Annotated in this window: 17 protein-coding genes and 1 tRNA gene; 3 read left to right on the top strand and 15 right to left on the bottom strand. The window is 70.7% G+C overall.

Annotated elements, in window-relative coordinates:
- Positions 1-35: 35 nt before the first annotated feature.
- The 8 genes from dacB to topA all read right to left on the bottom strand — a co-directional run bounded on the left by dacB (position 36) and on the right by topA (position 11,813).
- Positions 36-1,502, bottom strand: a complete 1,467-nt coding sequence (gene dacB / locus ABIA36_RS03485) for a D-alanyl-D-alanine carboxypeptidase/D-alanyl-D-alanine-endopeptidase (protein WP_369960879.1) — start codon at positions 1,500-1,502, stop codon at positions 36-38.
- A 369-nt stretch (positions 1,503-1,871) separates the two neighbouring features.
- Positions 1,872-4,424, bottom strand: a complete 2,553-nt coding sequence (locus ABIA36_RS03490; RefSeq protein WP_369960881.1) for a PKD domain-containing protein — start codon at positions 4,422-4,424, stop codon at positions 1,872-1,874.
- 129 nt (positions 4,425-4,553) lie between these two features.
- A tRNA-Thr gene (locus tag ABIA36_RS03495) sits at positions 4,554-4,626 on the bottom strand.
- Between the two features lie 88 nt (positions 4,627-4,714).
- Positions 4,715-5,410 (bottom strand): TetR family transcriptional regulator, encoded by a 696-nt coding sequence (locus tag ABIA36_RS03500; protein ID WP_369960882.1) that lies wholly within the window; start codon positions 5,408-5,410, stop codon positions 4,715-4,717.
- A 91-nt stretch (positions 5,411-5,501) separates the two neighbouring features.
- A complete protein-coding gene (locus ABIA36_RS03505; RefSeq protein ID WP_369960883.1) occupies positions 5,502-7,058 on the bottom strand; it encodes an alpha/beta hydrolase in 1,557 nt (518 codons plus the stop codon).
- A complete protein-coding gene (locus ABIA36_RS03510; RefSeq protein ID WP_369960884.1) occupies positions 7,055-8,242 on the bottom strand; it encodes a DNA polymerase III subunit delta' in 1,188 nt (395 codons plus the stop codon). The genes ABIA36_RS03505 and ABIA36_RS03510 overlap by 4 nt, the downstream gene beginning before the upstream one ends.
- A gap of 68 nt (positions 8,243-8,310) precedes the next feature.
- Entirely contained in the window at positions 8,311-8,940 is a 630-nt protein-coding gene (gene tmk / locus ABIA36_RS03515; protein WP_369960885.1) for a dTMP kinase, read from the bottom strand.
- A complete protein-coding gene (gene topA, locus ABIA36_RS03520) occupies positions 8,937-11,813 on the bottom strand; it encodes a type I DNA topoisomerase (protein WP_369960886.1) in 2,877 nt (958 codons plus the stop codon). Before topA ends, tmk begins: the two co-directional genes overlap by 4 nt.
- Positions 11,814-12,042: 229 nt before the next feature.
- Here topA and ABIA36_RS03525 point away from each other — a divergent pair, with 229 nt between their 5' ends.
- Positions 12,043-12,294 carry a hypothetical protein gene (locus tag ABIA36_RS03525; RefSeq protein WP_369960887.1) on the top strand — a complete coding sequence of 84 codons (252 nt, stop codon included), beginning with the start codon at positions 12,043-12,045 and terminating at the stop codon, positions 12,292-12,294.
- Positions 12,295-12,440: 146 nt separating this feature from the next.
- Here the strand turns inward: ABIA36_RS03525 and ABIA36_RS03530 are convergent, their stop codons facing one another.
- The 5 genes from ABIA36_RS03530 to ABIA36_RS03550 form a co-directional block, all read right to left on the bottom strand.
- Complete coding sequence (locus ABIA36_RS03530; protein ID WP_369960888.1) at positions 12,441-12,827, bottom strand: Rv3654c family TadE-like protein; 387 nt, start codon at positions 12,825-12,827, stop codon at positions 12,441-12,443.
- 3 nt (positions 12,828-12,830) lie between these two features.
- Positions 12,831-13,169 carry a hypothetical protein gene (locus tag ABIA36_RS03535; protein WP_369960889.1) on the bottom strand — a complete coding sequence of 113 codons (339 nt, stop codon included), beginning with the start codon at positions 13,167-13,169 and terminating at the stop codon, positions 12,831-12,833.
- Entirely contained in the window at positions 13,162-13,341 is a 180-nt protein-coding gene (locus ABIA36_RS03540; protein ID WP_369960890.1) for a DUF4244 domain-containing protein, read from the bottom strand. The genes ABIA36_RS03535 and ABIA36_RS03540 overlap by 8 nt, the downstream gene beginning before the upstream one ends.
- A 124-nt stretch (positions 13,342-13,465) precedes the next feature.
- A complete protein-coding gene (locus ABIA36_RS03545; RefSeq protein WP_369960891.1) occupies positions 13,466-14,566 on the bottom strand; it encodes a pilus assembly protein TadB in 1,101 nt (366 codons plus the stop codon).
- Positions 14,559-15,677 (bottom strand): TadA family conjugal transfer-associated ATPase, encoded by a 1,119-nt coding sequence (locus tag ABIA36_RS03550; protein WP_369962069.1) that lies wholly within the window; start codon positions 15,675-15,677, stop codon positions 14,559-14,561. Before ABIA36_RS03550 ends, ABIA36_RS03545 begins: the two co-directional genes overlap by 8 nt.
- Positions 15,678-16,176: 499 nt before the next feature.
- Between ABIA36_RS03550 and acs the strand changes: the two genes are divergently transcribed.
- A complete protein-coding gene (gene acs, locus ABIA36_RS03555; protein WP_369960892.1) occupies positions 16,177-18,126 on the top strand; it encodes an acetate--CoA ligase in 1,950 nt (649 codons plus the stop codon).
- 78 nt (positions 18,127-18,204) lie between these two features.
- Here the strand turns inward: acs and ABIA36_RS03560 are convergent, their stop codons facing one another.
- Both ABIA36_RS03560 and ABIA36_RS03565 read right to left on the bottom strand, forming a co-directional pair.
- Positions 18,205-18,675: a RidA family protein gene (locus ABIA36_RS03560; protein WP_369960893.1), complete on the bottom strand. Its 471-nt coding sequence runs from the start codon at positions 18,673-18,675 to the stop codon at positions 18,205-18,207.
- Positions 18,675-18,842 (bottom strand): DUF4177 domain-containing protein, encoded by a 168-nt coding sequence (locus tag ABIA36_RS03565; protein WP_219732693.1) that lies wholly within the window; start codon positions 18,840-18,842, stop codon positions 18,675-18,677. The genes ABIA36_RS03560 and ABIA36_RS03565 overlap by 1 nt, the downstream gene beginning before the upstream one ends.
- 82 nt (positions 18,843-18,924) lie before the next feature.
- On the opposite strand from ABIA36_RS03565, the gene ABIA36_RS03570 reads away from it, so the two are divergent.
- Positions 18,925-21,447, top strand: a complete 2,523-nt coding sequence (locus ABIA36_RS03570) for a transglycosylase domain-containing protein (RefSeq protein WP_369960894.1) — start codon at positions 18,925-18,927, stop codon at positions 21,445-21,447.
- Positions 21,448-21,451 lie beyond the last annotated feature (4 nt).

Below are 21,451 nucleotides of genomic sequence, written 5' to 3' on the forward strand. Positions count from 1 at the left end.
GATCGCTCGCTCGTCCGTTCGCCTGATCGCCCGGCTCAGCCGTTGCTGAGGTTCTCCCCGCACTTGTAGAAGCCCGCCGTCAGCGCGTCGATCGCCTGCTTGGCATTGTCCGTCACCGGGCCGAGCGCGTACACGGCGAAGGTGAGCTGGGATCCGTCCGCAGCGTCGATGATGCCCGCGAGCGTATAGCCGTTGTTGATCCAGCCGGTCTTGGCGTGCACCGAGCCGTCCGCGACCGAGCTCGCACCGGTGAACCGGCTGTAGCCCGGCCCGAGCGTTCCGGTCCGGCCGGCGACCGGAAGGCCGTCGTAGACCACGCCGAGCCCGTTCTGCCGGTTGAGCACCTTGATGAAGAGCTGGGTGAGGTAGGACGGCGGCACGGCGTTGTCGGCGCTGAGCCCGGAGCCGTCGGCGATGTGGATGCCGGTGGTGTCGATGCCGTAGGCCTTCAGACCGGCCAGCACGCCGGCGTTCTCGGCGTCGAAGGTGTTGCCCGCGCCGGCCTTGATCGCGACGAGCCGGGCCAGCTCCTCCATGATCGTGTTGTCCGAGTACGTCATCGCCTGGTCGATCAGGGTCGTCACCGGCTGGGACTGCACGACCGCGAGCTGCCGGGCGCCCGCGGGGGCGGTGCCCGCGGTCACCGGCGCGTTCGTGCCGAGGTACTGCTGGAAGTACTGCACCGCGCGGCCGGTCGGGTCGGTGCTGCGCGGCGACTCGACCGCGCCCGGGTTGTCCCGGTCGCCGTCCACCATCAGCGCGGACATGTAGGGCGTCGATCCCTCGACGACGCGCTCCTCGTGCTCGTCCCAGCTCGGCTGCCACAGCGGGCCGCCGAACAGCGAGGTGTCCACCACGATGGACGTCACCGGCACGCCGCCGAGAGCCTGCTTGGTCTGGCTGGCGAGATCCTGGATGGAGGGCGCGTTCGTGTAGAAGGCGCCCTGGCCTCCCGGAAGGCGCGACAGCGTCACGTCGCCGCCGCCGACGATGACGACCTGGCCGGGGACGCTCCCGGCGACGACCCTGGTCTGCACCCGGTAGTCGGGGCCGAGTGTCGCGAGCGCGGCGGCGGAGGTCAGCGTCTTGAGCACGGATGCGGTCGGGCCGGGCTTGCCGCCGTTGCGGTCGAACAGCACCTGGCCGGTCTTGGCGTCGACGACCTGGGCCTCCAGGTTGCCGAGCCGGCCGTCCTGGGCGAGGGAGGCCACCGAGCAGGTGCGGATGCGGCTCGCGGCCGGCTGCGCGGCGGGTACGGGACGCGTCGGGTCTGCCGTGGGGGTGGGCGTCGGAGTGGGCGTGCGCGTCGCGGAGTGGGTCGGGGTCGTGGCCACCGTGATCGCGGCTCCGGCCGGCGCCGAGCCGACCGTCGCGCCGAGCGCCACGGTGCCCGCGCCCAGGATCACGAACGCGGCAGCGGCGCCGGCGACGATCCACGCTTTCGGGTGCGTGCGGATCGCGGACAGGACGCCTGCGACGGCACCGCCCAGTGCGCCTGACACTGCCGCACCGGACACTGCCGCACCGGACACTGCCGCACCGGACGCTGCCGCACCCGAGCGCGCCGCGCCGGCCGAGCGACGGCCGGAAGGGGTCGCCCCGGCGCCGGCCTCACTCGTCGCAGAGGAGTCCTCGGTGGGGAGGTCGGTGGTCGGGGGATTCGTCGATTCAGACTCGGTGCCATCGGTTGCACCGGAGTCGCGCTGGTCCGGTTCGCGCATCCGGGTATAGTACCGGCGTTCCCTGTGAGCGCCAGTCGGCGGCGCCCGGGGCCATCACTCCCGCGCTCCTCCCGCACGCACCCGGCGCGTCGCGGAAGGAGACGAGGAAGCGATGGCGGCTCACGGCACAGCGGCTCACGGCACGGGAGTTCACGGCACTGCGGCGACCTGGTAGTTCGAGAACTTCACGACGACCGGCGTCACCGTCGCCACTCCCGAGAGGTAGGCGCGCAGCCCGACGCTGCCGAACGACTGCAGCGCGGCGGTGGAGTCGGTGACGCTGACCTGCCAGGATGCCGGCTCGGTCCCGCTGGCCGCCCAGACCTTGGCCTGCAGGGTCGTCGGGGAGGTTCCGACCGCCTGGACCCGCAGGTTCACTTGTGTTCCCGGCGCGTAGGTGAGGCCGCTGACGACGGCGGAACTCAGCGTCGTTCCGCTCTGCAGGAGCTGGACCTGCACGGCGCCGCTGGAGCTGATCCACGCCCGCCCCTCGTACGCGACCGAGCCGACCTGCCGCGCGAGCGCCGAGACGAACAGGCCGCCCCCGGTGGGGGCCGCATTGGTCGTGAAGGGGACGGTGGTGTCGGTGCGACTGGACGAGACGGAACCCAACGATGCCGTCATGGTGCTCCCGGCGGCGTCGCTCATGTTGCCCGTGCCCGAGCCGACCGAGTACGCGCTCGCCGTCCCGGTGACGGTCCACGCGCCTCCGGTCTGCGCGGACCCCCAGCCGCCCGTCGTGGTGCGCGCGAAGTTGTCCTGCGCCACCACCCCGGCCGTCGACACGGTCACCTGCTTCGACAGGGAGTTCGTCGCGCCCCCGTTGTCGGTGACGGTGAGTGTCACGGTGTAGGTCCCCGCGGCGGCGTAGGTGTGGGTCGCGGTCGCGCCCGTCGCGGTTCCGCCGTCGCCGAAGGTCCAGGCGTAGGAGGTGACCGTGCCGTCCGGGTCGCTCGAGGCCGAGCCGTTCACGGTGACCGTCAGCCCGTTGGTCCCGTAGCTGTACGACGCGACCGGCGGCTGGTTGCCCCCGCCGCCCGCGACCACCACTGTGTTGCCGGTGCGTGAGATCGCGTTGCCGTCCGGGTCCGTGACCGTGAGCTTGTACGTGTGCGAGCTGCCAGGGGACAGCCCGCTGTCGGTGAAGCTCATCGGTCCGGTGTTCCAGAAGTTGTTGCTCTTGACGGCGGTGTAGATCGGGTGCGCCGTGTCGCCGTCGCGGGACAGCGCGTAGGTGAGCTGGATGTTGTCCTGGTCGAACGTGGACGTCCACGCGATGGTCGCCTTCCCGGCCGTGGTGGAGGTCGCGGTCGGCGTCAGTGCGCTGTTGTTGTTGGGACCGGTGGTGCTGCGCTGGACGCTGTCCATCGCGAAGCGGGTGAGGCCGTACTGGTTCTGGCCGTTCACCTGCGGGAACTCGCCGCCGACCACCGTGTACCGGGTGTCGCCCGCGATCGTCCAGGTCGCCTGGTCCTGGCCGGTGAACGTCCCCGGCGTCCAGTTCGGGAACCAGGTCTGCAAGGTCGGGTCCGGCTGGCCCTGGAAGTTCGTGTAGTTGCCGACGGTGTTCCTCGTGATCGTGCCGGTGGCGGCCTTCGAGAACGCGAGCGAGTGGTGGAACGAGCGCGGGCTGGTCTCCGGGAAGCCGCCGACGTTGCCGCAGAAGTGCGGGTGCCCGACGAGGTAGAGGACGTTGCCGACCGGCGCGACCGAGTACGTGTCGCCGTGGCAGTCCTCCATCCAGATCAGCGCCCCCGTCACCGGGTCGGCGGAGAAGCTCCCCTCGAAGTTGCCGCCGGAGCCGAACACGTAGCCGGAGCCGTAGACGCGATCGGAGGTCGCGGCCAGCGAGGTGATCCCCGCGTTGGGGCCGGCGTCCTTGATGACGTTGTTCGCCGGGAACGGGTACGTGCTGGCATTCGTCGCGTTCAGCATCGCCAGGCCGTAGTGGCTCGCACCGTTGATGTGCTGGAACTGGCCTCCCGCGTAGACACGGCTGCCGTCGGTGCTGACGGCGAGCGCCTGCACGCCCGCGTCGGCCGTGGGCTCCCACGCGGTCACGAGCGCGCCGTTGGACGCGTTGAGCTCGGCCAGGTACGACCGCCCGACGCCGTTCACGCTGGAGAACGTCCCGCCCGCGTACACCGCCGTGTTCGTCACGGCGAGCGAGCGCACCTGACTGTCGAAGACCGGCCGGAACGAGGAGATCACCTGCCCGGTCGCCGTGCTGATGGCGGCCAGCCGGTAGTAGCTGGCGCCGTTCAGGGTCGTGAAATCGCCGCCGATGTACACGCGGCTGCCGTCGGGCGAGGCGGCGACGGCCCGCACCTGCGCGTTCGCCTGCACGTTGACGCTCGTGAGGAGGGCGCCGTTGGTGATGTTGTAGGCGAGGAAGTTGTTGCGCGGCACCGTATTGGAGCCGGCAGGCGAGCCGGCCGGCCGGGCCGTCGTGAACTTGCCGCCGACGTAGACCGTGTCGCCGACGACCGCCTGCGACCACGCGACCCCGTCGATCTGGGTGGTCGGCAGCGCTGTGGCGCCGACCGTCGGCGGTGTGGCCGGATTGGCGGGATTCGGCGGCATCGTGTCGGCCGCCGCCGGCGCCACGACGCTCACTCCTCCCCCGATGAGCAGCAGCGCGCTCGCCACCGCCGTGAACATGCCGAGCACACGCGCCCGACGCCGCCCCCGTGTCGCTTCCATGACGTCCCCACCCAAACAAACTGATTAATGCTCAATTTGTTGCCGAGTCTACGCCGGTGAGCGTCGCATAGATAGGAGAATTGGCAGTCTCCGCGGGATCGCAGAAAGGAGGAGAAAGACCGGAAACGGAGCCGCCCAAGGGAATCGAACCCTTGACCTTCTCATTACGAGTGAGATGCTCTGCCGACTGAGCTAGGGCGGCGTGGCCGGGCGTCGCGCCCGGGCACAGTCAGATAGCTTACCCGATCCGGCGGGATGCTTTCGACCACACCGGGAGGGGCGGGCGCCGGTCAGTCGAGCTGGCCACCGAGGGCCTGGAGCTGCGCGAACGAGCTGCGGAGGCGGTCGGCGAGCGGCTCGACCCCGCCGTGGTCCGCCCAGCAGGACCAGGCGTGCCGCATCCCGGCGAACGCCACGTAGGTGACCAGGCGTGCGCGCTGGTGCACGGCCTCCTCGTCGGCCGCCAGGTCCGGATCGTCGTGCGCCAGCCGGCGCTGCACGACGGCGCTCAGGGCGTCCTCGAACTTGTGCATGCTCGCCATCCGCTGGGCGAACAGCTCCGGGTTTCCTTTCAGGAGCGTCCGGCGGAGGGCGTGCAGCTCCTTCGCGCTGGCGGCGTCGCCAGCGTCGCTGCCGTCGAGACCGCCGTCCAGGTCGCCGGTCTCGATCGCGGCGATGAGGAGCCTGCCCAGCCCGTCCAGGATCGGCTCGGCCGGCCCGGCCTCGATGAACCGCTCGATGCTGGCCTCATCCGGGAGCTCGGGGAGCTCACCGATGATCGCGGACTCCTTCGACGGGAAGTAGTTGAAGAACGTGCGCGGCGAGACGTTCGCCGCGTGGCTGATCTCGTCGACCGTGACATGGTCGAAGCCACGTTCGCTCGCCAGTTCGAGCGCGGCGAGCTGGATGGCGCGCCTGGTGGCGATGCGCTTGCGCTCACGGAGGCCCAGCTCGCCCTCCGACGTCCCGATGATCTCTGCAGTCACGGGTTCGATTATTTCACCGTCTGCAAAATTGCACCACTCACCGCGGCGGTGGCGTCCGTATCCATGCCCTTCGGCATCCCGGGCTCGAGCGTCAGCAGGTCTTGCCCGTGGGCGGGACGGTGCCCCCCACGAGGAAGTCGTCCACCGTGTTGTTCACGCACGAGTTGGACTTGTTGTACGCCGTGTGGCCCTCGCCCTTGTAGGTGAGCAGGTGCCCGTTCTCCAGCTCGGACGCCAGGTTCTTCGCCCACACGTACGGGGTGGCCGGGTCGTTGGTGGTGCCGACGACGAGGATGGGCGCGGAGCCCTTCGCCGCGATCGGGCCGCGCTGCACAGTGGACTTGTACGGCCAGGTGGCGCAGCCGATGTCGCCGTAGGCCATGTACGGGCCGATCACCGGCGCCGCCGCGGCGAGCTCGGCCGCCTGCGACCGCATCGCGGCCGGGGCGGCGTCGTAGCCGTAGTCGAGGCAGTTGATCGCCGTGAACGCTTCGGTGGAGTTGTCGGAGTAGGTGCCGTCGCTGTTGCGGCTGTTGTACCCGTCGGCGAGGGTGAACGCGACCGAGGCGTTGCCCTTCATCACGCTCGCGAACATGCTGCTCAGGTACGACCACGCGGTGGCGTCGTAGAGCGGGTAGATGATCGCCGTGGCGAGCGTGTTGGCCCCGAGTTCGCGACCGTCCGAGTTGCGGATCGGGCTGCGTTCGACGGCGGCCAGCAGCTCCGAGATGGTCTTCATCCCGTCGTCCACCGTGCCGCTGAACGGGCAGTCCTTCTGCGTGAGGCACTTCTTCAGGTACGCGCGGAGGGCGCTCTCGAAGCCCATCGCCTGCACCTTGGTGACCTCGTCGTTGCTCGCCGCCGGGTCGAGCGCGCCGTCGAGGACGAGGCGACCGGTCTTGCCGGGATAGAGGCCCGCGTACACGGCGCCCAGGTAGGTGCCGTACGAGTAGCCGAGGTAATTGAGCTTCGTGTCGCCGAGCACCGCGCGCAGGAGGTCGAGGTCCCGCGCCGCGCTCACGGTGTCGACGTGGTCGAGCAGCGCGCCGGTGTTCTTGGCGCACGCGGCGCCGAAGTCCGTGGAGAGTTTCGCGTTGGCGGCGATCCACTGGTCCGAGCCGCGCTGGCCGGGGGTGATCCCGTAGAGGTAGTCGTCCATCTGCCGCGGGTCGAAGCACTTCACGGCCGTCGAGTGGCCGACTCCGCGCGGGTCGAAGCCCACGACGTCGAAGTGGCTCTGCAGCGTCTTGTCGGTCGCGTAGTCGACCGAGTCCTTCACGAAGTCGTAGCCGGAGCCGCCGGGGCCGCCGGGGTTCACCAGGAGGGAGCCCTGCTTGGTGCCCTTCGCCTGCTGCCGGATGAGCGCCAGGGAGACCTCGCCGGCGGAGGGGTCGCTCCAGGTCATCGGCGCCTTCGCGGTCGCGCACTGCTTGCCGTTGGAGCAGTCGGACCAGACCAGCTTCTGCTGATAGAACGGCTGGAGCGCCGCGGACACCTTCTCGGGCGCCGGCGTGGAGGTCGTGGACGTCTTCGCAGGAATGAACCAGGTGACGCAGCCGGTCAGCGTCAGCGCGACGACGGCCGCGATCGCGACGAAGACGGTGCGAGCGGCCCGCCGGCGGGCCGGACGGCCCTCACGGATGGTCACAGGTCTGTCCCCTTTCGCGCGGTGCCGCCGCGCAGGATCGTCGTGAGCATGGCCTCCAGGGCCAGGGCGGGAGCGACGTTGCCGTCGATCCGTTCGCGGGCGGTGGTGACGGCATCCATCGCGGCGAGCGTAGCGGCAGGACTCGTGTGCGCGCTGAGAGCGGTCAGGCGGTCGCGCAGCTCGACGTTCACCAGTTCGCTGCTGCTGCCGAGCTGCAGCATCATCACGTCGCGGTACAGCGAGAGGAGGTCGGTGAGGATGCGGTCGATCCCGTCGCGGAGGCTACGGGTCGCGCGCCGCTTCTGGTCCTCCTCGAGCTGACGGAGCTGACCGCGCAGGGCGGGCGGGATGGCCCCACCCGGCTCGATGCCGAGCGAGCGGAGGGCGTGCTCGCGCTCCTCGGCGTCGCGCTCCTCGGTGATCGCCTTCGCGTCGGCTCCGGCCACCTCCAGCAGGGTCGCGGCGGCCAGCACGGCGCCGGAGACCGAGCGGATTCCGAGCGCGAGGTCGAGCGTCTGCGCGCGGCGGCGACGGGCCTCCTCGTTGGTGGCGAGGCGGTGCGCCATGCCGATGTGGCTCTGCGCGTGGCGCGCCGCACGCTCGGCGGTGGCGCGGTCCACGCCGTCGCGGCGCTCGATCAGGCGGGCGACGTCCGCGACGTCCGGGACCTTCAGCCGCACGGTACGCACGCGCGAGCGGATCGTCGGCAGCAGGTCGGCGTCGCTCGGCGCGCAGAGGATCCAGACGGTGCGCTCCGGCGGCTCCTCCAGCGCCTTGAGCAGCACGTTGGAGGTGCGCTCGGTCATCCGGTCGGCGTCCTCGATCACCATGACCCGGTACCGGCCGACGGACGGCGAGAACTGGGAGCTGGCGACCAGCGACCGGACCTCCTCGATGGCGATGATGACGCGCTCGGTGCTGAGGACGGCGAGGTCGGGATGGGTGCGGGCCTGCACCTGGCGCTGCGCCGCCAGGTCACCCTCCGGATCGCCCGGGCTGAGCAGGGCCGTCGCGAAGGCGTAGGCGAGGTTGGAGCGCCCCGACCCCGGAGGGCCGGTGATGAGCCACGAGTGCGTCATGCCGCGCGCCGCGTCGGCGGCACCGGAGGCGGTGGCCGCCTCGGCGGCGGAGCGGACGACGGCGATCGCCTCGTCCTGACCCGTCAGGTCGTCCCACACCGCCATGCGTTCCAGGCTAGCGGGCACGGAGGACAGCGCGGGCACGGCTGGGGGTGCAGTGTCCGCTGCGGCGGTCAGACGCGGTCCTCGAGCCGGCGGCGGATGTCGGCGGCGATCTCCTCGACCGGGAGCGCGGCATCCACCACGAGGAACCGCTGCGGCTCCGACTCCGCAAGCCCGAGGTACGCTGCGCGGACGCGCGCATGGAACTCGGAGCGCTCGGCCTCCAGCCGGTCGTACCGCGTGCGGGACGTGTCCAGCCGGGCGCGGGCCGCCGTCTCGTCGAGGTCGAGGAGGATCGTCAGGTCCGGGAGCAGCCCTTCGGCCGCCCAGAGCGAGAGGTCGCGCACGTGGCCGGCGTCGAGCACGCGGCCGGCGCCCTGGTAGGCGACGGACGAGTCGATGTAGCGGTCCTGCACGACGACCTCGCCGCGCTCCAGGGCCGGACGGACGACGGTCGCGATGTGGTGGGCGCGGTCTGCCGCGTAGAGGAGTGCCTCCGCGCGCGGCGCGATGTCGCCGCGGTGGTGGAGGACGATCTCGCGGATCTCCACCCCGGCCGCGGTGCCCCCGGGCTCCCTGGTGCGCAGCACGGTGCGTCCGCGCTCGCGCAGCCACTCCTCCAGGAGGGCGGCCTGCGTCGACTTCCCGACGCCGTCGCCGCCCTCCAGAGTGATGAACAGGCCGGTGCGCGACTCGCTCACTCGGCGGTCTTCTTCGCCGCCGCGCGGGTCGACGTGCCGGTCTTGGGTGCGGCCTTCGCCTTCGCGGCGGTGGTCTTGGCCGCGGTGGTCTTCGCCGCCGTGGTCTTGGCCGCCGTGGTCTTCGCCGCGGTGGTCTTCGCCGCCGTGGTCTTCGCCGCGGTCGTCTTCGCCGCCGTCGTCTTCTTGGCGGTGCTCGTCCGCGAGGTCGCGCGCTTCGCGGCCGGCTTCTTGGCCGGTCCCTTCGCGCGCTTGTCGGCCAGGAGCTGGACGGCGCGGGCGAAGTCGACCTCATCCACCGTCTCACCCCGTGGGATGGTCGCGTTCGTCTCGCCGTCGGTCACGTAGGCGCCGAACCGGCCGTCCTTGATCTTGATCGGCTTGCCGCTGACCGGGTCCGCCTCGAACTCTTTGAGCGCGCTGGAGGCCCGGCGGTTGCCGTACTTCGGCTGCGCGAACAGCTCGAGCGCGCCGGCGAGGTCGATCCCGAAGATGTCGTCCTCGCTCGGGAGCGAACGGGTGTCGGTGCCTTTCTTCAGGTACGGGCCGTAGCGGCCGTTCGCCGCCTGGATCTCCGCGCCCGTCTCCGGGTCGGCCCCGACGGTGCGGGGCAGGTCGAGCAGCTTCAGCGCCGTGTCGAGGTCGATGGTCGAGAGGTCCATCGACTTGAACAGGGAGGCCGTGCGCGGCTTGGCCGCAGCCTTCTTCGCGGTCTTCTTCGGCTCGACGACCTCGCCGGTCTGCGGATCCACCGCGGGCTCGGGGTCGGCCTCGGTCACGTACGGGCCGAAGCGGCCGTCCTTGGCCAGGACGAGCTTGCCGCTCTCCGGGTTCGTGCCGAGCTCGCGGTCGGTCTGGACCGGCGCCTCGATCAGCTCTTTGGCCTTCGCAGGCGTCAGCTCGTCGGGGGCGAGCTCCGGCGGGAGGTTGACCCGGCGGGGCGTCGCGTCCTCGGCCGCGCCGGTCTCCTGCACCTCCAGGTACGGGCCGTACTTGCCGATGCGCAGCGTCACGCCCTCGTCGATGGTGATCGAGTTGATGCTGCGCGCGTCGATCTCGCCGAGGTTGTCGATCACACGGCGCAGGCCCTTGTGCTTGTCGCTGCCGAAATAGAAGCTGTTCAGCCAGTCGACCCGTTCGGCCTCGCCGTCGGCGATGCGGTCGAGGTCGTCCTCCATCTCGGCCGTGAAGTCGTACTGCACGAGGTCGCCGAAGTACTCCTCCAGCAGGCGCACCACGGAGAACGCGACCCAGCTCGGAACGAGCGCCTGACCGCGCTGCGTCACGTAGCCGCGGTCGATGATCGTGGAGATGATGCTCGCGAACGTCGACGGACGCCCGATCCCGAGCTCTTCCAGCGACTTCACCAGGCTCGCCTCGGTGTAGCGCGGCGGCGGGGTGGTCTCGTGGCCGTCCGCGGCGACGTCCTGGACGCCGAGGGCCTGGCCCTGGGTGAGCGCCGGCAGCTTCGCGTCGCCGCTCGCGTCGGCGTTGCGCTCCTCGTCGCGGCCCTCCTCGTACGCGTTGAGGAAGCCGCGGAAGGTGATCACCGTTCCGCTCGCCGTGAACTCGGCGACCGTGCCGTCCAGCGGTCCTTCGGTGATCCGCGCCTCGACCGTGACCGAAGCGGTCTGGCCCTTGGCGTCGGCCATCTGGGAGGCGACGGTCCGCTTCCAGATCAGGTCGTAGAGGCGCAGCTCGGGGCCGCGCAGGGACTTCTCGAGCTCGGCGGGCGTGCGGAACACCTCGCCCGAGGGACGGATCGCCTCGTGCGCCTCCTGCGCGTTCTTGCTCTTGGAGGCGTAGGTGCGGGGCTTGTCCGGGACCGTCTCCGGGCCGTAGAGCTTCGCCGCCTGGGCGCGCGCCGCGTTCGTCGCCTGCTGGGACAGCGAGGCCGAGTCGGTGCGCATATAGGTGATGTAGCCGTTCTCGTAGAGCGTCTGGGCGACGCTCATCGTCTGACGGGCGGAGAAGCGCAGCTTGCGGGCGGCCTCCTGCTGCATCGTGGAGGTCGTGAACGGCGCGGCCGGGCGACGCGAGTAGGGCTTCGAGTCGACCTTGGCGACCGTGACGGCCGTGCTCTGCTGCCGCACGGCGTCCGCGAGCGTCTGGGCGGAGGTCTCGTCGAGGATCGTGGCACCGGAGGTGAGCCGCCCGTGGTCGTCGAAGTCGCGTCCGGTCGCGACGCGCTCGCCGTTCAGGCGCGCAAGCCGTGCCTCGAACGCCGTGGCGTCCTCCGGCAGGAGCTGGGCGGTGAGCCCCCAGTAGGAGGCTGCGACGAACGCGAGCCGCTCGCGCTCGCGGTCCACGACGAGGCGGGTCGCCGCGGACTGGACGCGGCCGGCCGAGAGGCCCGGCCCGACCTTGCGCCACAGCACCGGCGACACCTCGTAGCCGTAGAGCCGGTCGAGGATGCGGCGCGTCTCCTGCGCGTCGACGAGGGCGGTGTCGATCTCGCGGGTGTTGTCCCGCGCCTTCTCGATGGCCTCCCGGGTGATCTCGTGGAACACCATGCGCTTGACGGGGACCTTCGGCTTGAGGACCTCGACCAGGTGCCAGGCGATGGCCTCCCCTTCGCGGTCCTCATCAGTTGCGAGCAGGAGCTCGTCGGCGTCCTTGAGGGCGCGCTTGAGGTCGGCGACGGTCTTCTTCTTCTGGTCGGACACCACGTAGTAGGGCGCGAACGCGTTCTCGACGTCGACGGAGAATTTGCCGAGCGACCCCTTCTTCAGCTCCGGCGGAAGGTTCTTCGGCTCGATCAGGTCGCGGATGTGTCCGACGGATGCCATCACCTGGTATCCCTCGCCGAGGTACTGGGCGATGGATTTCACCTTGTTCGGAGACTCGACGATGACGAGCTTCTTCGTGCCAGGCACTTGACTCCTCTTATATAGCAACTGTGTTCGCAGGGATCTCACTGGTGCGAAGCGCGCTCCCCCGAGCGCCGCGCAGAGGGCGGCGAGCGTGGGCCGCACGGCCCAACAGGCAAACCATACACACCTAGTCCGCTTGTGTGCCTAATCGCCTGCCGCCCCGTTCGCCGCGGGCGGACGGCTCGCGCGGCCCGGTCTGTTGCTCGCCGACGCCCGGGAGGACAATGACAGCATGGCAACGACATCAATGACGACGTACACCTCCAAGCTCATCGACGGCCCCCTCGAAGGCAAGACGGTCTCGACCGCCTTCCTCGACTCGGGCGACCCACGACCCCGCCTCGAACTCCGCGCGGCCTCGGGCGGGAAACACTACCTCTACGTCCGCGGCTCCGCCTCGGAGACGGAGTACGCCTCCGACGACCCGAGCGGCTCGCTTCCGAGCGCTGTGGCGTACCGGTACGTGGAGACGGTGTTCGACTGACGCGAGCCGCGATCCGCGAGCCGCGGTCCGCGAGCCGCGGTCCGCGAGCCGCGGTCCGCGAGCCGCGGTCCGCGAGCCGCGGTCCGCGAGCCGCGGTCCGCGATCCGTCCGCCACGGCGTCGCGCCGCGTGGCGCCACCACGCGTGTCAGCGCGACCCTGGTGGACCCGCGCGGGCGCCGGCCGCGGCCTTCCACCCCAGGTACGGGACGACGACCTCGACCGTGACGACCACACCCGAGACGACGCATCCGGCCACAGCCGCGCCGTTCGCGTGCGCTACCGCCTCGGCCCGGCCGCAGGGCTCGCCGCCCATCCTGCCTACGGCCGCGTCCGCTGCGGCGAGCGCAGTGGCGTCGGCGGCGACCGCGGCCTTCTGACGAGCGCCCCAGGCTCCCGTCACGCCGATCGCCGCGGCCGTGAGGGCGACGGTGACCGCGACGACGACGAGCGCGAGGACGGAGCCGGCTCCGCGCTCGCATCTCCGCGGTAGCGCCGGATGGGTGCTGGCGATGCCGGGAAAGCACTCCCGCACTGTTCATCCCTCCGTGTCGTCGAGCACGCACGAGCGAGCCGTCACGATCAGGCCGAGTGCGCCGAGCGCGCCCGCCCGGCTGGGTGCCGTGACGGTCACGCACAGCAGCCCGTCGGCGGAGGCGACGCGACGGGTAGCGCCGTCCGGCGGCGCGGGCGCCGCGTCGCCCCGGGCGATGAGCCGGGCCGACGCGGCCGCATTGCCGAGCAGCCGCGCCTGTTGAGCGCCCGCTTGGATGGCTCCGACGCAGAGCGCCAGGCACACGAGCACCGCTGGAAGGGCCGCCGCGAACTCCGCCGTCACACTCCCCCGCTCGCCGTGCGGGTCCCACCCGTCAGCCATCGACGGTGAGTGCGCGTCGGACGAGGTCGGTGAGGATGGACTTCACCTCGTCGCCGCGCAGCAGCATCAGGAGCACGCCGGCGAAGGCGACCGCGGCCATCGTCGTCACGGCGTATTCGGCCGTGCTCGCTCCCCGTTCCTCCCAGCGCAGCCGGTGGATGATCTCCCGCATGTGTCCGTCCTTTCCTTCGTTCTCGTGGTTGTGGTCGTGTCATCCGCTCGATGTTCGGCGGCACGGATCGATCGTCTCGTCCGGGGGCTGCGTGGCGGGGGCCGCCGGCGAATCTGTGGGCAACTCACGTGAGCCCCGCGACGGTGGAGGACATCATCCCGAGGATGACGGGCACCACGGCCAAGAGGACGAACGCGGGCAGCACGCACACGCCGAGCGGGATCAGCAGTCGCACGGCGAGCAGTTCCGCCCGGCTGCGCCCTTCCGCACGGGCGGTCCGCCGCTCCTGTCGTGCTTCGGCGGACAGGAGCTCGATCGCCGGCGCCCCGGCTCGCTCGGCGATTCGGAGCACCCTGTCGACGGACGGGTCGCCGTCCGCGACCGCGTCGAGCCCGACGGCGCGCGCGACCTCTGCAATCGTCTCCCGAGCGGACGGCACCGACATGCCTCCGGCGAGCGCGATCGCCGTCAGGTCGTGCCGGATCCCCGCGACCGGGCCGGCCCGCGACGCCGACCGGACCAGTCCCCGTGTCCAGAGCCGGCCCGCGGCGAGCAGGCCGCAGCCGGACACGGCCGCCATCCAGCCGAGCGGGCCGGTGACGAGGGTTCCGACGACGTCGACACCGATGGCGTAGGCCATGACGACGCCGACGACCGGCAGCCACGACATCAGCCGTGCGGTCGCGCGCGGGCCGGCGAGCGCGGTCGCGATGTCGCGCTCCGCTCCGGCGCGGTCTCTCAGAGCCCCGGCCGCGCCGCGCAGCGCGGGGGCGAGCGAGGCGCCCGCGTGCTCCGCCACGCCCCACGCCGCGGCGAGGGCGACCACACCGGCGTCGCCTGCGGCCGCCGCCCGGCGCCTCGAGCGGACCGCTGGCGCCCCGGCACCGGCGTCGCCCGGACGGTTCCGCGCGGTGGTGGAGGTCGCCGTCTCGTCGGCACGCACACCCGCCCGACGTCGGCCGCCCGGCGCGGGAAGCCCGCCTCCGACGTCCACGCCACCGCGCCGCGCCGCCTCAGCCAGCGCCCCGGACGGCGGCACCCCCGCCGCGACGAGTGCCGCCGCCCGGACCACAGCGGGATGCGTCGCTTCCTCGGCCACGTACTGCCACGCCGACCGTGGCGAGATGCCCGCGTCGAGCAGCACGGCGAGCGCCTCCACCGAACTCGACAGGAGGTCATCCGCGAGGCGGCCGCGATCCCGGGGCGCCCGACGCCGCTCACTCATGCTGCGCCACCGCGAGCCGGCCGTCCGCCGTCGTCGTGAACCGGCCGAAACCGGCCACCCGCCGGCGGTCGCCTGAGCGCTCCACCTGGACGATCAAACCGATCGCGCTGATCGTCTGCCGTGCGGTCGCGATGTCGTCCATGCCGGCGAGGGCGCCGAGGGCCTCCATCCGGGCCGGGACGTCCGCCAGCGAATTGGCGTGCAGGGTGCCGGCACCGCCGTCGTGTCCCGTGTTGAGGGCCGAGAGCAGATCGGCGACCTCCTCGCCGCGGCACTCGCCGAGCACGAGACGATCCGGCCGCATCCTCAGCGCCTCGCGCACCAGCCTGCGCAGTCCGACGCCGCCGGCGCCCTCGAGGTTCGGCTGGCGGGTCTGCAGGCCGACCACGTGCGGGTGCGGGATGCGGAGCTCGGCGACGTCCTCGATCAGGACGATGCGCTCGGCGGGTGGCGCGTGGGCCAGGACGGCCGCCAGCAGCGTCGTCTTTCCCGCGCCGGCGGCCCCGGTCACCAGGATGTTCGTCCGGGCGGCCACCGCCGCGCGGAGCTGCTCGGCTCCAGCGGAGGTCAAGGAACGCGCCCGCACGAGGTCGTCCAGGGTGAGGGCGGAGGGCGAGGGAACGCGGATCGACAGCAGGGTCCCTCCCGTCGAGATCGGCGGGAGCACCGCGTGGACCCTGACCCCGCCGGGGAGCCGCACGTCGACGAACGGCGTGGCCTCGTCGATGTGCCGCCCTCCCGTGGCGATCAGCCGGGTGGCCAACCGGCGTGCCGCATGCGCGTCGGGCACCCAGCCGTCGACCCGATGGAGGCCGCGCGGGCCGCCGTCGGACCAGAGGACACCGTCGCCGGTGACGAAGAGGTCCGTGACGCCCTCGCGCATCAGGTACGGAGCGAGGGGGCCGAAGGTGTCCCAGACGTCCGGGGCGGGAGCCCCGTGCCCCGGAGGGGACGGCGGCCGTGCGGATGGCGGCGGTGCAGAAGGCGGCCACGCGGACGACGGCAACACGGACGACGGCAACGCGGACGACGGCAACGCGGACGACGGCAACGCGGACGACGGCAGCGCGGACGGCGGTGGCGCGGACGGCGGTGGCGCGGGCGGCGACACACGCCCATCCAGCGCGCGCACCCTCTCCGAAGCTCCCCGGTACCGTCCCGCGATCGGGACCGCCCGCACCCCCGATCCGAACGGCCCACCCCGGGCGATCGACGGCGTCATCCACTGGCTTGAATTCGTCATGCCCTCGACGCTACGAAGCCCGACGGCCCGCTCGGGGTTACCACCGGGAATCAGTGGAGAACCCGATTCATCCACAGCCCAGCGCGGACAAACCCGCGACGAGAGCGCGGGCACCAGGTGTGATCCGCCGGGTTAAAAAAGGGGGGCCGCACCTATTGGGGGGAACAGGTGCGGCCACTGCGGCGCATAGATTGGGGGGAATCGATTGCGCCGCACGCCAGAATTTGTCATTCGGCCGCTGCCTAGTTTACGCACAATCAATGCAAACGCAAGTCTGCTCGGAGGCCGCGACCTGCGGGCTGTAGAGTCAGGGATTGTCGCGCCACGACTCGAACACCAGCATCGCAAAGGAGCGAAAAGACTCCCCATGAGCAACACAATCGACAACCTGCTGCACGAAGCGCGCCGGTTCGCGCCCAGCGAGGAGTTCGCCGCCAACGCGGTCGCGACGGCCGAACTCTACGAACGCGCGGCGGAAGACCGGCTCGGATTCTGGGCCGACCAGTCCCGCGACCTCCTGCACTGGCACACCCCGTTCACGCGCACGCTCGACTGGACGAACCCGCCGTTCGCGAAGTGGTTCGACGACGGCGAGCTGAACGTCGCCTACAACTGCCTCGACCGCCACGTCCTCGCCGGCAACGGCGACCGCGTCGCCATCCACTGGGAGGGCGAGCCGGGCGACAGCCGCTCGCTCACCTACGCGGAGCTGACCGCGGAGGTGAAGAAGGCGGCGAACCTGCTCACGAGCCTGGGCATCCGCGCCGGCGACCGCGTTGCGATCTACCTGCCGATGATCCCGGAGGCCGTCATCGCCATGCTGGCCGTCGCCCGCATCGGCGCGGTGCACTCCGTCGTCTTCGGCGGCTTCAGCGCCGAGAGCCTGCGGTCGCGGATCGACGACGCGGCGGCCAAGCTCGTCATTACCGCCGACGGCGGCTGGCGTAAGGGCCGGGTCTTCCCGCTCAAGGATGCCGTCGACGCCGCACTGGCGAACGGCGAGTCCACGGTCGAGCACGTGCTCGTGGTCAAGCGCGGCGAGAACGAGGTCGCCTGGACCGAGGGCCGCGACCTGTGGTGGCAGGACGAGATCGCGCTCGTGGACGCCGACCACGTGGCCAAGGCCTTCCCCGCCGAGAACCCGCTGTTCATCCTTTACACCTCGGGCACGACCGGGAAGCCGAAGGGCATCCTGCACACCTCCGGCGGCTACCTGACGCAGGCGGCGTTCACGCACAAGAACGTCTTCGACCTCCACCCGGAGTCCGACGTGTACTGGTGCAGCGCCGACGTCGGCTGGATCACCGGCCACACCTATGTCGTCTACGGCCCGCTCGCGAACGGCGCCACCCAGGTGCTGTACGAGGGCACGCCCGAGACACCGCACCCCGGCCGCTGGTGGGAGATCATCGAGAAGTACAAGGTCTCGATCTTCTACACGGCGCCGACCGCCATCCGCTCGTTCATGAAGATCGGGCGCCAGCACCCGCAGAAGTTCGACCTGTCGAGCCTGCGCGTGCTCGGCTCGGTGGGCGAGCCGATCAACCCCGAGGCGTGGATGTGGTACCGCGACGTCATCGGCGGCGGCTCCACCCCGATCGTCGACACCTGGTGGCAGACCGAGACCGGCGCAATCATGGTCTCCGCGCTCCCCGGCGTGACCACGCTCAAGCCCGGCAGCGCGCAGGTGCCGCTGCCCGGCATCTCGATCGACATCCTGGACGAGGCGGGCGTGCCGGTCGGCAAGGACCAGGGCGGCCTCCTCGTCGTCACCGAGCCGTGGCCGAGCATGCTGCGCGGCATCTGGGGCGACCCGGACCGCTTCATCGAGACCTACTGGTCGAAGTTCGGCGACAAGTACTTCGCCGGCGACGGCGCGCGCTACGACACGGACGGCGAGATCTGGCTGATGGGCCGCGTGGACGACGTGATGAACGTCTCGGGCCACCGGCTCTCGACGGCCGAGATCGAGTCCGCGCTCGTCGCGCACCCGCTCACGGCGGAGGCCGCGGTGGTGGGTGCGGCGGACGAGACGACCGGCCAGGCCGTGGTCGCGTTCGTCATCATCAAGCAGAACCAGCTCGAGACCGCCGAGTCGATCGACGTCGCGGCGGAGCTGCGCAAGCACGTCTCCGAGCAGATCGGCGCGATCGCCCGCCCGCGCGACATCTTCATCGTGACGGAGCTGCCCAAGACGCGCTCGGGCAAGATCATGCGCCGTCTGCTGAAGGACGTCGCGGAGGGCCGGGAGGTCGGCGACACGACCACGCTCGCCGACACGGCCGTGATGAGCTCCATCCAGGCGAAGCTCACGTAGACGCCAGGACGTATCGGCACCGACGAAGAACCGCCGCGGATCAGTGCGATCCGCGGCGGTTCGGCGTTCGTGCGGCGTCTACTCGAACGCGACGACGATCTCGACCTCGACGGGCGCGTCCAGCGGCAGGACCGCGACGCCGACCGCCGAGCGGGCGTGGACGCCCGCGTCGCCGAAGATCTCGCCGAGCACCTGGGACGCGCCGTTGATCACGCCGGGCTGGCCGGTGAACGACGGGTCGGAGGCGACGAAGCCCACGACCTTCACGACCCGGGTCACGCGGTCGAGCGAGCCGATCACGCTCTTGACCGCGGCGAGCGCGTTGAGCGCGCAGATGCGGGCGTACTCCTTGGCGTCGTCGGCCGGCACGAGGCCGTGGCCGTCACCGACCTTGCCGGTCGCCGGGAGGGCGCCGGAGACCATCGGAATCTGGCCGGAGGTGTAGACGTGGCCTGCGTCGACGACGGCCGGCGTGTAGGCGGCGACGGGCGGCACGACGTCCGGGAGGTCGATCCCGAGCTCGGCCAGGCGCGCTTCGACGGCGCCCATCAGGCGGCGTCCTCAGCCGGCACCGGACGCTTGAGGTAGGCCACCAGGCCGCCCTCGGGGCCGGTCACGACCTGCACCAGCTCCCACCCTTCCGAACCCCAGTTGTTGAGGATGGCGGCCGTGTTATGGATCATGAGAGGAGTCGTAAGGTATTCCCAGCGCAGCATGGTGCTCTTTTCATTCGGGGGGTTTATCAGGTTCATCGCCTAGATTGATCCTATGTCTGCGCAAAAACCACAGGCTAGAGGTGTGCTCGGAGCTGTCGGCGCGTTCGTCGGCATGAGTGCCGTGGCCGGTCTTCTGGTCACCGCTGCCGTCACCCCCGCCATCGCCGTGACGGGCATGGCCGCCAACAACGGTATCGGCGTGTTCGAGGGTCTTCCCGAGTACCTCCAGATCGGTCAGCTCGCCCAGCCGACCACCATCTACGCGAAGAACGGCGACCAGGATGTCGCCCTCGCGACCTTCTACTCCCAGAACCGCCTCCCGGTCACCTTCGACCAGATGTCGCAGGCGGTCAAGGACGCCGCGATCGCCGGTGAGGACCCGCGCTTCTACAGCCACGGCGGCGTCGACATCCAGGGCACCATGCGCGGTGTGCTGTCGACGGTCTCCGGCGGCGGCGTGCAGGGCGGCTCCTCGATCACCCAGCAGTACGTCAAGAACGTCCTGCTGCAGAAGTGCGAGGCCATGCCGGTCAAGACCGCCGCGGAGAAGAAGACCTACCAGAACTGCGTCGACGACTCGACGGGCGTCACCCCGGACCGCAAGGTCAAGGAGATGAAGTACGCCATCGGCCTGGAGAAGAAGTACACCAAGGACCAGATCCTCGAGGGCTACCTCAACATCGCCGGCTTCGGCGGCTCGGTCTACGGCATCGAGGCCGCGGCCCACTACTACTACAACACCACGGCCGCAGCGCTCACCCCCGCGCAGGCTGCGAGCCTGGTCGCGATCGTCAACGAGCCGACGGGCCTCAAGCTCGACAGCCCCGACTCGAAGACGAACGGCGCGGCCGACGGATACGCCAAGAACAAGGACCGCCGCGACTACATCCTCGGCAAGATGTACGAGTACAAGAAGCTCACCAAGGCGCAGTACGAGGACGCGATCAAGACGCCGATCCAGCCGGTGATCACACCGTCTGCGCGCGGCTGCCAGACCGCTCTCGGGGCGGCGTACTTCTGCGACTACGTGCAGAAGATCATCCTCAACGACCCGTCGTTCGGCGCGGACGAGGACACCCGCGCGGCGAACTTCGACCGCGGCGGCTACAAGATCTACACGACACTCGATCTCGACCTGCAGAAGGTGGCCGAGGACACGCTCGCGTCGTATGTGCCGCAGGTCTACAAGGTCGACATCGGCGGCGTACTGGTCGGCGTCCAGCCCGGCACCGGCCGCGTGCTCTACATGGCGCAGAACAAGCAGTACAGCCAGGACCCGGAAGTGCTCAACTCCGGAGCCCAGTACACGAGCATCAACTACGCCACCGACAACGACTACGGCGGCTCGAGCGGGTTCCAGGTCGGGTCGACGTACAAGGTGTTCACGCTCGCCGAGTGGCTCAAGCAGGGCCACTCGCTCAACGAGACGGTGAACGCGAACATCCGCACCTACACGCGGTTCAAGGACACCTGCGACGGCGACTGGACGGGCTCGTACCGCCCAACGAACGACTCCCCCGGCGAAGAGGGCATCCGCTCCGCCCAGAACGCGACGACGGCCTCGATCAACACGGCGTTCATCGCGATGGCGTCACAGCTCGACCTCTGCCAGATCCGCAACGAGGCGCAGGCCTTCGGCGTCCACAGCGCGACCGGCGCACCGCTCGGCACGACGCCTGCTTCCGTACTGGGCACCAACAACATCGCGCCGCTGACGATGGCGACCGCCTTCGCCGGCATTGCCAACAACGGCATGACCTGCTCGCCGATCGCCATCGACAAGATCATCGCCGGCGACGGCAAGGAGGTGGCGCCGCCCGCGAGCAAGTGCACGCAGTCGATCGACCCCGCCATCGCCAACGCGATGGCCAAGGGCCTCCAAGGACCGCTCGGGCCTGGCGGGACGGCGAGCTCGATGAACACCACGGGCAAGGACATGCTCGGCAAGACGGGCACCACCGAGAACAACGAGCAGCTCTGGCTCGTCGCGTCGACCACCAAGGTCGCCGGCGCGTACTGGGTCGGCAACGTGACCGGCCACCAGGACATGCGCCGGATCTATCCGACGCACGGCACGACTCCGGCGCTCGCGCGAAGCGCTGTGATGCGGAACATGATGTCCGCCGCAGTCGGCAAGTACGGCGGCGACCCGTTCCCGACGCCTCCGAGCAAGCTCGTGCAGGGCGTCCAGGTCGCCGTTCCCGACCTCACCGGCAAGACCCCGGACGAGGCGAAGGCCATTCTGACCAGCCTCGGCCTCGACAGCGCCGACGGCGGTCCGCAAGACTCGGCCGCGCCGGCCGGCACCGTTTCGTCGACGAACCCGCCCGCGGGCTCCTCGGTCGGCAAGGGTACGGTCATCACGATCTACACCAGCAACGGCTCCCTCGTCGCCATCCCGAACGTCGTCGGTCAGAAGCTCTCGGCCGCGCAGGCGGCGCTGGCGGCAGCCGGGTTCGTCGCGAAGGTGGGCGCCGGCGCCTCCCCCGACGACATCGTCCAGGCGATGGATCCGGGTGCTGGCACGGCTGCGAAGGCCGGCACCCCGGTGACCCTCACCCTGCAGAAGAGCACCCCGACTCCCGGACCGGGAGCGGGCGGCTAGTGCC

It is taken from the genome of Leifsonia sp. EB34 (assembly GCF_041260585.1).
Classification (GTDB): Bacteria; Actinomycetota; Actinomycetes; order Actinomycetales; family Microbacteriaceae; genus Leifsonia.